We start from the raw sequence: 14,229 nt of genomic DNA, 5'->3' as shown, positions 1-14,229 counted from the left end.
GAGGATCGCCAGGGCATGTTGAAAGGCATTCATCCGCTGCTCGGGCCGGACCTGCTGCACGCCATCCGGACCATGGGCCATGGCGACGACATCGTCATCGCCGACGCCAATTTCCCCTCGAGTTTCCTCGGCCCGAAGGTCATCCGGGCCGACGGAGTCGATGCCGTGTCGATCACCGAAGCGATCCTCGCGCATATGCCGCTCGATACCTTCGTGCCGCAGGCCGCCTGGCGCATGGAGGTGGTCGGCGATCCCGCGGCTGTGCCCGAGGTCTGTGCGACCTTCCAGGATCTCGTCCACCGGCTGGCCGGCGATTTCACGGTGCATGCGGTCGAGCGCTTCGCCTTCTACGAGATGGCGCGGAAGGCGGCCTATATCGTCGCCACGACGGAGTTCCGCCTCTATGGCAATATCATTCTGAAAAAGGGTGTCGTGCACCCGCACGAGGTTTTTCGGGTCTAGCCGCCGGGCGGCCGCCGTTTGGGAGGACGGATGGCATGGACTGGAGCAGTTTCAAGGGACGCGTTTTCGTGAAAGGCCGCTCGCTTGCCAGCCCGGGCAGGCGGGTGTAGCGTGATCAAAATATGTTTTTTATCGATAAAAGATCGAGTTGTCCGCTTCCCGCGACGCGATCCCAACAGGAACGGGAAGCATTTGAGAGGAGAAACCTGATGAGCATTGTAAGATCGCTTCTGTCTCGCCGCGCCTTCACGGCGCTTGCGGGTGCCGCAGTCCTCGCCACCATGAACCCTGCTGCGTCCTTCGCGCAGGACGTCACCATCCCGATCATCGTCAAGGACACGACGTCCTTCTACTGGCAGATCGTGCTCGCTGGGGCACGCGCGGCCGGCAAGGACCTCGGCGTCAACGTGCCGGAACTCGGCGCGCAGTCGGAATCCGACATCAACGGCCAGATCAGCATCCTCGAAAACGCCGTGGCCGGCGGGCCGGCCGCCGTCGTCATCTCGCCGACGGAATTCAAGGCGCTCGGCAAGCCGGTCGACGAGGCAGCCAAGTCCGTGCCGATCATCGGCATCGATTCGGGCGCTGACTCCCAGGCCTTCACCTCGTTCCTGACGACGGACAACGTCCAGGGCGGCCGCATCGCGGCGGACGGCCTTGCCGCGGCGATCAAGGCCGCAACGGGCAAGGAGGAGGGCGAGATCGCCATCATCACCAGCCTGCCGGGCGTCGGCTCGCTCGACCAGCGCCGCGAGGGCTTCCTCGACCAGGTCAAGACGAAATATCCGGGCCTGACCGTGGTGGCGGACAAGTATGCGGACGGCCAGGCCACCACCGGCCTCAACATGATGACCGACCTCATCACCGCCAATCCGAACCTCGTCGGCGTCTTTGCCTCGAACCTCATCATGGCGCAGGGCGTCGGCCAGGCGATCGCGGAAAACAAGCTCGGCGACAAGATCAAGGTCATCGGCTTCGATTCGGACGAAAAGACCGTCGGCTTCCTCAAGGAAGGCGTGCTGGCCGGCCTCGTCGTGCAGGATCCCTACCGCATGGGCTATGACGGCGTGAAGACGGCGCTCGCGGTCTCCAAGGGCGAGAAGGTCGAAACCTTCGTCGACACGGGCGCGAACCTCGTGACCCAGGAGAACATGGCCGATCCGAAGATCGACGCGCTGCTCAACCCGAAGATCTGATCGCTTCCCGCGAAGCGTTTGACGATCCCCCGCCCGGACCGCATGATCCGGGCGGGACGCTTTCCACGCAGTCAGGAGGAGACAGCGATGAGCAGCCTGGAAGAGCTCAGCCATCGGCATGAAGACGAGGCGAAGCTCACCGAATCCGAAGCGGTGCCGCGCGGCGCGCCCATCCTCGAATTGCGTGGACTGCAGAAGAAATACGGCCTCGTGGAAGCGCTGAAGCCGGCGACGATCACGTTCCTTGCCGGTGAGATCCACGCCATCGTCGGCGAGAACGGCGCCGGCAAATCCACCCTCATCAAGCTTCTGACCGGCGTCATCCGCCGCACGGCCGGCGAGGTGCTCTGGTGCGGCAAGCCCGTCCAGCTCGCGACCCCGAACGAGGCGATTTCCCGCGGCATCAATGCCGTGCACCAGGAGGTCGTGCTCTGCCCGCATCTTTCGGTGGCGGCGAACATGTTCCTCGGCGACGAGATGAACCGCTACGGCCTGATGCGCAAGGGCGCGATGGAGCGCGCGGCCCAGGCGGTGCTCGACGATCTCGGCTTCCAGCTTCCGGCCGCCGCCCTTCTCGGCAGCCTCACCATCGGCCAGCAGCAGCTCGTCGCGACCGCCCGGGCCGCCATGCGCGGCATCCGCTTCCTCATCTTCGACGAGCCGACCGCCTATCTGACGCGCCAGGAATCGGCCCAGCTCTTCCGGCTCATTCGCCGGCTGCGCGACCAGGGCGTGACGATCGTCTATATCAGCCACCGCATGGAGGAGGTCTTCGAGCTGGCGGACCGCGTCTCGGTGCTGCGTGACGGCACCCATGTCGGCACGCGCCTGATAAGCGAGACCAACGAGAACGAGCTGATCGCGCTGATGATCAACCGTTCGATCGAGCAGATCTACCACAAGGAGAAGGTGCCGGTCGGCAAGGTCATCGTCGAGACGCGCGGCCTGTCCGGCCCGGGTTTCAGCGATGTGTCGCTTTCGGTGCGCGCCGGCGAGATCGTCGGCCTCTACGGCCTGATAGGCGCCGGCCGCAGCGAGTTCGCCCTCGGCCTCTACGGCCGCCAGCCGGTCTCGGCCGGCGAGATCTTCTGGGACGGCGCGAAGGTCGAGATCCGCAACGAGCGCCAGGCGATGGAGCTCGGCATCGCGCTTGCCCCGGAAAGCCGCCGCGACCAGGGGCTCTGCCTCAACCTGCCGATCGGCCTCAACATTAACCTGCCGATCTTCAGGAGGCTGAGCTCCGGCCTGACGATCCGCCGCGGCGACGAGGCCGCCAACGCCGACCGGCAGATCCGCGACCTGCGCATCAAGACGCCGTCGCGCCGCGTGCTCGCCTCTGCCATGTCCGGCGGCAACCAGCAGAAGATCGTCATCGGCAAGTGGCTGAGCCACGGCGCGCGGCTGTTCATCTTCGACGAGCCGACCGTCGGCGTCGACGTCGGCACCAAGGCGGAGATCTACCGCCTGTTCGGCGAACTCCTGAAGCAGGGCGCCGGCATCATCCTCATCTCGTCCTATCTGCCGGAAGTCTATGAACTGGCCGACCGGCTGCACGTCTTCCGCGGCGGCCGGCTCGTCGCCAGCCACGACCACCGGGCGGCCACCCATGAGGACGTCCTGACCCAGGCCATCGGCATCTGAACCGCCGCGCGAAAAAAGGGAGAAGAACATGAGCGTGGACACGACGACGGAAAGCGCACCGGCACCCAAGAAGGGCACGAACATCCTGCTCGGCCTGACACTGCTCGGGTTGCTGCTGTTCCTCTGGCTGCTGCTCGGCCTGTCCACCAATGCCTTCTGGACGCCGAACAACATCAGCAACCTCCTGCGCCAGGGGGCGATGACGGCGATCCTGGCGGTCGGCCAGACCTTCGTCATCATCACGGCCGGCATCGACCTCTCCGTCGGGGCCATCGTCGGCTTCACCAGCGTCATCGTCGCCTGGCTGCTGCAGGCCGGCGTGCCGCTCTGGCTGTCGATCATCCTGACGCTGCTGATCGGCGTCGCCATCGGTGCCTTTCACGGCTTCGGCATCGTGCGCATGGGCCTGCCGCCCTTCATCATCACGCTGGCGACGCTGACCTCGCTGCGCGGCATCGGCCTGCTCATCACCAACGGTTCGACGATCTCGATCAGCCACGAAGGCTTCACGAACTTCTCCCGCGCCGATTTCCTCGGCGTGCCGAGCCTGTTCTGGATGGTCATCCTGGTGGCCATCCCCGCCTTCGTCTTCCTGCATCTCTCGCGCTGGGGGCGCTATCTCTTCGCGGTCGGCTCGAACAAGGAGGCGGCGCGGCTTTCCGGCGTCAATGTCGACCGCACCATCTATCTCGCCTATATCCTGTCGGCCACCTGCGCCGCCTTCGTCGGCCTCTTGCTCGCCTCGCGCATCGGCATCGGCAATGCCACGCAGGCGGAGGGCTGGGAGCTGCAGGCCATCGCCTCCTCCGTCATCGGCGGCACCAGCCTTTTCGGCGCGGTCGGCTCGGTGCACGGCCCGCTGCTCGGCGCCTTCATCCTCGCGACCATCAACAACGGCGCGAACCTCCTCAACCTCAATTCCTTCTGGCAGCGCATCATCACCGGCCTCCTGATCATCGTCATCGTCTATTTTGATCAGTTGCGCCGCCGCGGAAGCCGTTGAGATGAAAGCCGTCGTCTGCCTGGAACCCGGCCGTCTCGAAGCGGTCGAGCGCGAGAACCCGGCCGGCCTGCCGGAGGGTTGGGTGCGCGTCGCCGTCAGCCATGTCGGCATCTGCGGCACCGATTACCATATCTTCGAGGGCAAGCACCCGTTCCTCGAATATCCCCGGGTGATGGGCCACGAGGTTTCGGCGACCGTCCTCGATCCCGGCACGAGCCCGCTTGCCGCCGGCGCGCCTGTGGTCGTGAATCCCTATCTCTCCTGCGGCACCTGCGTCGCCTGCCGGCAGGGCAAGCCGAACTGCTGCACGGCGATCCGCGTGCTCGGCGTGCACACGGACGGCGCCTTCTGCGAGGAGATCCTGCTGCCGGCGGACAATCTCTATCCGGCCGACGGCCTGTCGCTGGAGGCGGCGGCGACGGTGGAGTTCCTGGCGATCGGCGCCCATGCGGTGCGCCGGTCTCTGGCCCCGGTCGGTTCGCGCGCCCTGGTCATCGGCGCCGGCCCGATCGGCCTCGGCACGGCGCTCTTCTCGCGCATCGCCGGCCATGACGTCACCCTGATGGACACCTCCGCCGAGCGGCTCACCATGGCGGCGGAGCGCTTCGGCCTGGCAAAGGGCATCCTTGCCGGCCCCGGTGCAGCCGAAGCGGTGCTGGCGGCCACCGGCGAAGGCTTCGACGCCGTCTTCGACGCGACGGGTTATGCGCAGTCCATCGAGGCGGCCTTCCACCATGTCGCTCATGGCGGCACGCTGGTGCTCGTATCCGTGGTGAAGGAGGACATCCGCTTTTCCGATCCCGAGTTCCACAAGCGCGAGATGATGCTGATCGGCAGCCGCAATGCCACACGCGCCGATTTCGAGCATGTGATGGCGAACATCCGCGCCGGCCGCGTGCCCGTGGAGGCGCTGGTGACCCATCGCACCACGCTCGAAAATGTCCCGGTCGACCTTGCCCGCTGGGCGACCGAAAAATCGGGTCTCATCAAGGCCGTCGTGCGCATATCGCCTGAAAGCTGAAAACGCGATGAAAAGCCTTAAATCCGTTCATGCCCGCGAAAGGTTCACAGGTTTAGGATGTCCATGCGGCGTGTTGCCACGCAGCGAAAACATGTTAGTCTTTTCGCATCTGCGGAAACCGGGGTGACACGGTGCAGAGGGCTCTGAGCCCGGCACCCAGAATGGGGTATCGCGTCCGATGTATTATCAGCTCTACGAACTCAACCATGCGGTTATGGCACCCTGGCGCGCCGTGGCGGACCAGATGCGTCTCGCCTTCCGCAACCCGCTCAATCCGCTCACCCACACCTATTTCGGCCGCACCATGGCCGCCGGTTTCGAAGTGCTGGAGCGCAGCACCCGGCGCTACGGCAAGCCCGATTTCGACCTTCCGACCGCCCTCATCGACGGCCAGAGCGTTTCCGTGCATGAAAGGGTCGTCTGGCAGCGCCCCTTCTGCAATCTCGTCCATTTCGAGCGCTGTCTGCCGGCCGGCCACCGCAAGGACCCGAAGGTCCTGATCGTCGCGCCGATGTCCGGTCACTATGCGACGCTGCTGCGCGGCACGGTCGAGGCGCTGCTGCCGCATGCGGAGGTCCACATCACCGACTGGGTGGACGCGCGCATGGTGCCGCTGTCGGACGGCGGCTTCGATCTCGACGACTATATCGACTACGTCATCCAGATGCTGCACGCGCTGGGGCCGGATACCCATGTCATCGCCGTCTGCCAGCCGGCGGTGCCGGTGCTGGCCGCCGTTGCGGTCATGGAAGCCGACAACGACCCGCTGTCGCCCTCCACCATGACGCTGATGGGCGGGCCGATCGACACGCGCATCAACCCGACCGCGGTCAACAAGCTGGCGGAAGAAAAGCCGATCGAATGGTTCCGCGACAATGTCATCATGCCCGTGCCGTGGCCGCAGCCCGGTTTCATGCGCATGGTCTATCCGGGCTTCCTGCAACTGTCGGGCTTCATGTCGATGAATCTCGACCGCCATGTCATCGCCCACAAGGAGTTCTTCGCCCATCTCGTCAAGAACGACGGCGATGCGGCCGAAAAGCACCGCGACTTCTATGACGAATATCTCGCCGTCATGGATCTCACCGCCGAATTCTATCTCCAGACGGTCGAGACCGTGTTTATGAAGCACGCGCTGCCGAAGGGCGAGATGATGCACCGCTCGCGCCCGGTCGATACGACGGCGATCCGCAAGGTGGCGCTGCTCACCGTCGAGGGCGAGAACGACGACATATCCGGCGTCGGCCAGACGAAGGCGGCGCAGACGATCTGCACCAACATCCCCGACCACATGCGCATGCACTACATGCAGCCGGATGTCGGCCATTACGGCGTCTTCAACGGCTCTCGCTTCCGCCGGGAGATTGCCCCGCGCATCCTGTCCTTCATCGCCGAGCATGGCCGCGGCGAAAAGGCAAAGCCCGTGACGCCGCGCGTCATCAAGGGCGGCAAGGCTGGCGCTGGCGCCTGATTTTTTGGTCCGCTTTCAGGCACTTGCCCGAATTGTCGGGGCATTGTCTTGAACGCGATCCGTGCTCTGCCCACATCGGATTCACCGGAAACCAGGGTGGTTTCCGCCGATCGTGAGGAAGATTGCACATGAACCAGTCAGCGCTTATTCGTCCGGACTGGACGCCTGCGACCATCGCCCTGATGGTGCTCGGCTTCGTGGTGTTCTGGCCGCTCGGCCTTGCCATGCTTGCCTACATCATCTTCGGCGACCGTCTGAAATCCTTCAAGAAAGACGCCAACGATACCGTCGACGGCATGTTCGCCTCCTGCCGCGGCAAGTTCGGCCGCCGCGGCGGTTCCGCCTTCCGCAGCGCCACCGGCAACGTCGCCTTCGACGACTGGCGTGATGCCGAACTCTCCCGTCTCGACGAGGAACGCCGCAAGCTCGACGAGATGCGCGAGGAATTCGACTCCTATGTCCGCGAGCTTCGCCGCGCCAAGGACCAGGAGGAATTCGACCGCTTCATGCGCGAACGCCGCGCCAAGGGCCAGGGCGACGTCCCGGGCTTCCCGGCGACCTGAACGGACGATACCGCGTGGAGATAGGGCATTCCGCCTCCCACACCCTCCGTCATGGTCGGGCTTGACCCGACCATCCATGCCGCCGGGTGGTGGATCCTCGAGGCGAGCCCGAGGATGAGGGAGGAAAAGGGATCGCGACCCTGGAAAGACCGGCGCCTCGAGCGCCGGTTTTTCGTCGGGGCGTTTCAGTTTCGGCCGAATCGGCTATGAAAGGCAGCATGTTCCCCTCGCTTCGCAAGCCCAGAAAGGCCCTGAAGACGCCGCCTCCGCCGGAGCGGCGGGAAATGGACGTCAACGGCAAGCGCCTGCCGCTCACCATAAGGCGGGATTTTCGCGCGACGCGGCTCACCCTGCGCATCGAGCCGGGCGGGCGGGCGCTGCGCATGACGGTGCCGAGCGGCATTGCCGAGCGCGAGATCCGCGACTTCCTCGATCGCCACCAGGGCTGGCTGATGACGAAGCTCGCCAGGTTCCGCACGACGAACGAGCTCATGGACGGCGGCTATGTGATGATCCGCGGCGTCTCCCATCGCATCGAGGCGACCGGCCGGCTGCGCGGCCTGACGGAGGCCCTGGTCATCGACGACGAGGCGGTGCTGCGCGTCGGCGGCATGGAGGAGAGCATTCCCCGCCGCATCTGCGATTTCCTGAAGAAGGAGGCCCGGCTGGAGCTGGAACGGCTCGTCGCCGTGCATGCCGGCCGCATCGGCAAGCGCGTGAAGTCGCTGACGCTGCGCGATACCCGCAGCCGCTGGGGTTCCTGCTCGGCGGACGGCGCGCTCAGCTTCTCCTGGCGCATCGCCATGGCGCCGCCCGGCGTGATCGATTATCTCGCCGCCCATGAGGTGGCGCATCTGAAGGAAATGAACCACAGCCCGGCCTTCTGGGCGCTGTGCGAGCAGCTCTGCCCGACGACCGAGGATGCCAAGCGCTGGCTGAAGCGCAATGGCAGCCTGCTGCACGCCGTCGATTTCGGCTGAATTCAGCGGCCGCGATCGGCGAGCGCCTCGCGGATCTTCTTGTCCGTATTGTACTGTCCCAGCGCATAGACCGCCCAGATGGCGGCCGGCAGCCAGCCGATCAGCGTGATCTGCAGGATGAGGCAGATGATGCCGGCAATCGGCCGTCCGATGGTGAAGAAGACGAGGAAGGGCAGAAGGATGGCGATGATGAGCCGCATGGGGATCTCCAAACTAAAGTCCCCTTCCATATGGGCCCGTTCGAAGCGGGCGCAAGGGTGGCGCTTCCCGAGGCTCAGGTGCCGTCTTTCGGCTCGACTCTTCCGGTGATTCGTGCGACTCCCTGCGCCCATGAAACGTGAAACGCCACTCGACATCAAAATCTGCGGGCTGAAGACCGAAGAGGCCGTCGACAGGGCCGTGGCGCTCGGCGCCACCCATATCGGCTTCATCTTCTTTCCCAAGAGCCCGCGCGACATCGAGCCGTCCGACGCCGGACGCCTCGCGGATCGGGTGCGCGGCCGGGTGAAGATCGTCGCCGTCACTGTCAATGCCGACAATGACGACCTCGACGAGATCGTCGACCAGCTCTCGCCCGATATCCTTCAGTTGCACGGCAGCGAAAGCCCGGAGCGCGTTTTGAACGTCAAGGCCGTTTACGGCCTGCCCGTCATGAAGGCCTTTTCGGTGCGCGAGGCGGACGATCTGAAGAAGATCGATCCCTATATCGGCATCGCCGACCGGTTCCTCTTCGATGCCAAGCCCCCGGCGGGCTCCGAGCTTCCGGGCGGCAACGGCGTCTCCTTCGACTGGACGCTCATGCATTTGCTTGACGGAAGCGTCGATTACATGCTTTCCGGTGGGTTGAACAAGGATAACCTCGCCGAGGCCGTAAGGCTGACCGGCGCGCCGGGCATCGACGCCAGTTCCGGGGTCGAGAGCGCCCCGGGCGTCAAGGACCTCGGCCTGATGGACGCATTTTTTGAAGCGGCACGGGAAGCGGAACGCCAGACCGCCGCAGGGAGAGGCAAGTGAACCAGTCACCCAACCTGAATTCGTACCGCGAGGGTCCGGACGAGGACGGCCGTTTCGGCATTTTCGGCGGTCGTTTCGTCGCCGAAACCCTGATGCCGCTGATCCTCGATCTTCAGGATGAGTGGAACAAGGCCAAGACCGATCCGGCCTTCCAGGCAGAGCTGAAGCATCTCGGCGCGCATTATATCGGCCGCCCGAGCCCGCTCTATTATGCCGAGCGCCTGACGCAGCATCTCGGCGGCGCGAAGATCTATTTCAAGCGCGAGGAACTGAACCACACCGGCTCGCACAAGATCAACAACTGCATCGGCCAGATCCTTCTCGCCAAGCGCATGGGCAAGACGCGCATCATCGCGGAAACCGGCGCTGGCCAGCATGGCGTGGCCTCGGCCACCGTCGCCGCGCGCTTCGGGTTTCCCTGCGTCGTCTACATGGGCGCGACGGATGTCGAGCGCCAGGCGCCCAACGTCTTCCGCATGAAGCTGCTCGGTGCCGAGGTTCGCCCGGTCACCGCCGGCCATGGCACGCTGAAGGACGCCATGAACGAGGCGCTGCGCGACTGGGTCACCAATGTCGAGGACACCTATTACCTGATCGGCACCGCCGCCGGTCCGCATCCCTATCCGGAACTGGTGCGCGACTTCCAGGCCGTGATCGGCACGGAAGCCCGCGAGCAGATGCTGGAAGCCGAAGGCCGCCTGCCGGACATGGTGGTCGCGGCCGTCGGCGGCGGCTCCAATGCCATCGGCATCTTCCATCCCTTCCTCGATGACAAGAACGTCCGGATCGTCGGCGTCGAGGCGGGCGGCAAGGGGCTCGACGGCGACGAGCACTGTGCCTCGCTCACCGCCGGCTCGCCGGGCGTGCTGCACGGCAACCGCACCTATCTGCTGCAGGATGCCGACGGCCAGATCAAGGAAGGCCATTCGATCTCCGCCGGCCTCGACTATCCTGGCATTGGCCCGGAGCATGCCTGGCTGCACCAGATCGGCCGCGCCGAATATGTGCCGATCATGGACGAGGAGGCGCTGGAAGCCTTCCAGCTTCTCACGCGACTTGAGGGCATCATCCCGGCGCTGGAGCCGAGCCACGCCATCGCCGAGGTGATCAAGCGGGCGCCCAAGATGGGCAAGGACCAGATCATCCTGATGAACCTCTCCGGCCGCGGCGACAAGGATATCTTCACCGTCGGCAAAATCCTCGGCATGGAGCTCTAAGATGACCGCACGCATGGACAAACGCTTTGCGGATCTCGCCGCCGAAGGCCGCCCGGCCCTCGTCACCTATTTCATGGGCGGCGATCCGGATTATGCCAGCTCGCTGGAGATCATGAAGGCGCTGCCGAAGGCCGGCTCCGACGTCATCGAGCTCGGCATGCCCTTCTCCGACCCGATGGCCGACGGCCCGGCCATCCAGCTCGCCGGCCAGCGCGCGCTGAAGGGCGGCCAGACGCTGGCCAAGACGCTGCAGATGGCCCGCGATTTCCGCAAGGACGACGATGCGACGCCGATCGTGCTGATGGGCTATTACAACCCGATCTACATCTATGGCGTCGAGCGCTTTCTCGACGAGGCGCTGGAGGCCGGCATCGACGGCCTCATCGTCGTCGACCTGCCGCCGGAAATGGACGACGAGCTCTGCCTGCCGGCGCTTGCCAAGGGCATCAACTTCATTCGCCTCGCGACGCCGACGACGGACGACAAGCGCCTGCCGGCCGTCCTGAAGAACACGTCCGGCTTCGTCTACTACGTCTCGATGAACGGCATTACCGGCTCGGCCCTGCCGGATCCCGCGCTGATCGGCGGTGCGGTCGGCCGCATCAAGGCGCATACCAAGCTGCCGGTCTGCGTCGGCTTCGGCGTCAAGACGGCGGAGCATGCCCGCGCCATCGGCGCCTCGGCGGATGGTGTCGTCGTCGGCACGGCGATCGTCAACCAGATCGCCTCCAGCCTGACGGCGGACGGCACGGCGAGCGCCGCCACCGTCGCCGGCGTCGAGACGCTGGTGATGAGCCTTGCCTCGGGCGTGCGCGGCGCGCGCCTTGCGGCAGCGGAGTGAAATTCCCACATGGGAACGGATAAAGGCGATTCCGGGAGACGCATGACGCGGTTTTTCCGGGATTGCGCAGATTAACGGGAGTCTAGACCGTGAACTGGATCACGAATTACGTTCGGCCGAAGATCAACTCGATGCTCGGCCGCCCCAACCGGGATGTTCCCGAAAATCTCTGGATCAAGTGCCCGGAAACCGGCGAGATGGTGTTCCACCGCGATCTCGAGGAGAACAAGTGGGTCATTCCCGCATCTGGCTACCACATGAAGATGCCGGCCAAGGCCCGCCTCAAGGACCTCTTCGACGACGGTGTCTATGAGGCCCTGCAGCAGCCGAAGGTCGCGCAGGACCCGCTGAAGTTCCGCGATTCGAAGAAATACACCGACCGCCTGAAGGACAGCCGCGCCAAGACCGACCTCGAGGATACGATCGTCGCCGGCGTCGGCAAGATGCGCGGCGTCAAGATCGTCGCCGTCGTGCACGAGTTCAACTTCATGGGCGGTTCGCTCGGCATCGCCGCGGGCGAGGCGATCATCAAGGCCTTCGAACGGGCGATCGCCGAAAAGTGCCCGCTCGTCATGTTCCCCGCCTCGGGCGGCGCGCGCATGCAGGAAGGCATCCTCTCGCTGATGCAGCTTCCGCGCACCACGGTCGCCGTGGAAATGCTGAAGGAAGCCGGCCAGCCCTATATCGTCGTGCTCACCAACCCGACGACCGGCGGCGTGACGGCCTCCTACGCCATGCTGGGCGACATCCACCTTGCCGAGCCGGGCGCCGAGATCTGCTTTGCCGGCAAGCGCGTCATCGAGCAGACGATCCGCGAAAAGCTGCCCGAAGGCTTCCAGACCTCGGAATACCTCTTGGAGCACGGCATGGTCGACCTCGTCGTCAAGCGCCATGACATTCCCGATACGCTCGCCCGCCTTCTGAAGATCCTCATGAAGAAGCCGGCAACCGCGTCCGTCACCAATGACGCGCTCGCCATCGCGGCCCAGTAAGCCGGACCGGCGGAGGGCGGCATGACGATGGTAACGGCCAGCGAAGCGGCAGCGGAGATCGAGAAGCTTCTCGGTCTCCATCCCAAGGGGTTCGATCTTTCGCTGGACCGCATCACGCGGCTGCTTGCGGCCCTCGGCGATCCGCACCTGAAACTGCCGCCGGTCATCCATGTGGCCGGCACCAACGGCAAGGGCTCCGTCACGGCCTTCTGCCGGGCGATCCTGGAGGCCGAGGGCCTCGGCGTCCACGTCCACACCTCCCCCCATCTCGTCAACTGGCACGAGCGCTACCGGCTCGCCGTCAAGGGCGAGCGCGGCGCGTTGGTCGGCGATGCCGTGCTGGCCGATGCCGTGCGCCGCGTGGCGGAGGCCAATGGCGGCGAGAAGATCACCGTCTTCGAGATCCTGACCGCCGTCACCTTCCTCCTCTTCTCCGAACATCCGGCCGACGTGGCGATCATCGAGGTCGGCCTCGGCGGCCGTTTCGATGCGACCAACGTCATCCCGCGCCCGGCCGTTTCCGTCATCATGCCGATCTCGCTCGACCACCAGGCCTATCTCGGCGACCGCGTCGAGCTGATCGCGGCGGAAAAGGCCGGCATCATGAAGCGCGGCGCGCCCGTCGTCATCGGCTACCAATCGGAAGAGGCGGCCCGCGACGTGCTGGTCGAGACCGCCGAGCGGCTCGGCTGCCCGCATGCCGTCTACGGCCAGGATTTCATGGCCCATGAGGAATTCGGCCGGCTCGTCTACCAGGACGAATTCGGCCTTGCCGACCTGCCGTTGCCGCGCCTGCCCGGCCGCCATCAATATGCCAATGCCGCCGCGACGATCCGCGCCGTCAAGGCCGCCGGCCTTGCCGTTTCCGAACGGGCGCTGGAGCAGGGCCTTGCCCGCGTTGAATGGCCGGGCCGCCTGCAGCGGCTGACGGACGGCGCGCTCCTGCGGCTTGCCCCGCGCGGCAGTGAGATCTGGGTCGATGGCGGGCACAATCCCGGTGCCGGCCAGGTCATCGCCGAGACGATGGCGAATTTCGAGGAGCGCGAGCCGCGTCCGCTCTTCCTCGTCACCGGCATGATCAACACGAAGGAGCCGGTCGGCTATTTCGAGCCCTTCGGCGGCCTTGCCGAGCGGGTCTTCACCGTGCCGATCCGCGGCTCCGATGCCGGCCTCGATCCCGTGGCGCTTGCCGCTGACGCGGCCCGCGCCGGCCTGGAGGCCGAACCGCTGTCGACCGTTGCCGATGCGTTTGCCGAAATCGCCCGCATCACCGAGGAGGACGACGTGCCGCCGCGTATCCTGATCGGCGGCTCGCTCTACCTCGTCGGCGACGTTCTCGCCGACAACGGCACGCCCCCCGCCTGAGCACAAAAAAGCCCGGCCGAAGCCGGGCTTGATCGGGTCAAATCGCGCGGCCGGTCAGGCGGCGCTGGAGATCCAGCTCGAAAGGGCCGTCTTCGGCGCGGCGCCGACCTTGATGTCGGCGACTTCGCCGCCCTTGAACATGGCGAGCGTCGGAATGGAGCGCACGCCGTACTGGGCGGCCAGTTCCGGGTTCTCGTCGATGTTCAGCTTGGCGACCTTCACCTTTCCGGCAAGTTCCGTCGAAATCTCCTCAAGCGCGGGGGCGATCATCTTGCACGGGCCGCACCATTCAGCCCAGAAATCGACGATGACCGGCTCTGCGGAATTGAGAACTTCAGCCTGGAAGTTGGACTGGTCGACTTTTACGGTAGCCATGAGGCTCTCCTTGGATGGTGATCGTTGTACCCAATGTGATGCAGGTGCGGGTCGCTTTCAAGGCCCGGCACCACTCTGCCGGCGCCCC

Annotated in this window: 15 protein-coding genes; 13 read left to right on the top strand and 2 right to left on the bottom strand. The window is 65.4% G+C overall.

Annotated elements, in window-relative coordinates:
- The first annotated feature begins 15 nt into the window (after positions 1 to 15).
- The 8 genes from EV665_RS17755 to EV665_RS17720 all read left to right on the top strand — a co-directional run bounded on the left by EV665_RS17755 (position 16) and on the right by EV665_RS17720 (position 8,337).
- Complete coding sequence (locus tag EV665_RS17755; RefSeq protein WP_133035126.1) at positions 16 to 462, top strand: RbsD/FucU family protein; 447 nt, start codon at positions 16 to 18, stop codon at positions 460 to 462.
- Between the two features lie 209 nt (positions 463 to 671).
- Complete coding sequence (locus EV665_RS17750) at positions 672 to 1,658, top strand: ABC transporter substrate-binding protein (protein WP_064331988.1); 987 nt, start codon at positions 672 to 674, stop codon at positions 1,656 to 1,658.
- A gap of 87 nt (positions 1,659 to 1,745) precedes the next feature.
- Positions 1,746 to 3,299, top strand: coding sequence for a sugar ABC transporter ATP-binding protein (locus tag EV665_RS17745; protein WP_133035125.1), 1,554 nt, complete (start codon positions 1,746 to 1,748; stop codon positions 3,297 to 3,299).
- A gap of 28 nt (positions 3,300 to 3,327) precedes the next feature.
- On the top strand, positions 3,328 to 4,302 hold the full coding sequence (locus tag EV665_RS17740; protein WP_064331990.1) for an ABC transporter permease: 975 nt from the start codon (positions 3,328 to 3,330) through the stop codon (positions 4,300 to 4,302).
- Position 4,303: 1 nt separating this feature from the next.
- On the top strand, positions 4,304 to 5,323 hold the full coding sequence (locus tag EV665_RS17735) for a zinc-binding alcohol dehydrogenase family protein (RefSeq protein ID WP_133035124.1): 1,020 nt from the start codon (positions 4,304 to 4,306) through the stop codon (positions 5,321 to 5,323).
- 178 nt (positions 5,324 to 5,501) lie between these two features.
- Positions 5,502 to 6,794 carry a polyhydroxyalkanoate depolymerase gene (phaZ, locus tag EV665_RS17730; RefSeq protein WP_133035123.1) on the top strand — a complete coding sequence of 431 codons (1,293 nt, stop codon included), beginning with the start codon at positions 5,502 to 5,504 and terminating at the stop codon, positions 6,792 to 6,794.
- A 128-nt stretch (positions 6,795 to 6,922) separates the two neighbouring features.
- Entirely contained in the window at positions 6,923 to 7,357 is a 435-nt protein-coding gene (locus EV665_RS17725; RefSeq protein ID WP_064331993.1) for a DUF2852 domain-containing protein, read from the top strand.
- 218 nt (positions 7,358 to 7,575) lie between these two features.
- Positions 7,576 to 8,337 carry a M48 family metallopeptidase gene (locus tag EV665_RS17720; RefSeq protein WP_064331994.1) on the top strand — a complete coding sequence of 254 codons (762 nt, stop codon included), beginning with the start codon at positions 7,576 to 7,578 and terminating at the stop codon, positions 8,335 to 8,337.
- 2 nt (positions 8,338 to 8,339) lie between these two features.
- Here the strand turns inward: EV665_RS17720 and EV665_RS17715 are convergent, their stop codons facing one another.
- Entirely contained in the window at positions 8,340 to 8,537 is a 198-nt protein-coding gene (locus EV665_RS17715; RefSeq protein WP_064331995.1) for a YqaE/Pmp3 family membrane protein, read from the bottom strand.
- 130 nt (positions 8,538 to 8,667) lie between these two features.
- Between EV665_RS17715 and EV665_RS17710 the strand changes: the two genes are divergently transcribed.
- The 5 genes from EV665_RS17710 to EV665_RS17690 all read left to right on the top strand — a co-directional run bounded on the left by EV665_RS17710 (position 8,668) and on the right by EV665_RS17690 (position 13,766).
- The gene (locus tag EV665_RS17710) at positions 8,668 to 9,351 is read left to right on the top strand and encodes a phosphoribosylanthranilate isomerase (protein ID WP_133035122.1); all 684 of its coding nucleotides are present in this window, start codon (positions 8,668 to 8,670) and stop codon (positions 9,349 to 9,351) included.
- Entirely contained in the window at positions 9,348 to 10,568 is a 1,221-nt protein-coding gene (gene trpB, locus EV665_RS17705; RefSeq protein WP_064331997.1) for a tryptophan synthase subunit beta, read from the top strand. Before EV665_RS17710 ends, trpB begins: the two co-directional genes overlap by 4 nt.
- 1 nt (position 10,569) lies before the next feature.
- Positions 10,570 to 11,409 (top strand): tryptophan synthase subunit alpha, encoded by an 840-nt coding sequence (gene trpA, locus EV665_RS17700; RefSeq protein ID WP_064331998.1) that lies wholly within the window; start codon positions 10,570 to 10,572, stop codon positions 11,407 to 11,409.
- Between the two features lie 89 nt (positions 11,410 to 11,498).
- Positions 11,499 to 12,401 (top strand): acetyl-CoA carboxylase, carboxyltransferase subunit beta, encoded by a 903-nt coding sequence (accD, locus tag EV665_RS17695; RefSeq protein ID WP_064331999.1) that lies wholly within the window; start codon positions 11,499 to 11,501, stop codon positions 12,399 to 12,401.
- A 21-nt stretch (positions 12,402 to 12,422) separates the two neighbouring features.
- Positions 12,423 to 13,766, top strand: coding sequence for a bifunctional folylpolyglutamate synthase/dihydrofolate synthase (locus EV665_RS17690; RefSeq protein WP_133035121.1), 1,344 nt, complete (start codon positions 12,423 to 12,425; stop codon positions 13,764 to 13,766).
- A 54-nt stretch (positions 13,767 to 13,820) separates the two neighbouring features.
- Here EV665_RS17690 and trxA read toward each other — a convergent pair whose 3' ends face one another.
- On the bottom strand, positions 13,821 to 14,141 hold the full coding sequence (trxA, locus tag EV665_RS17685; protein WP_023513835.1) for a thioredoxin: 321 nt from the start codon (positions 14,139 to 14,141) through the stop codon (positions 13,821 to 13,823).
- Positions 14,142 to 14,229 lie beyond the last annotated feature (88 nt).

This window comes from Shinella granuli, assembly GCF_004341885.1.
GTDB lineage: Bacteria > Pseudomonadota > Alphaproteobacteria > Rhizobiales > Rhizobiaceae > Shinella > Shinella granuli.
The sequence above is the reverse complement of the archived record's forward strand: the minus strand, read 5'-3'. Positions and strand labels throughout refer to the sequence as shown.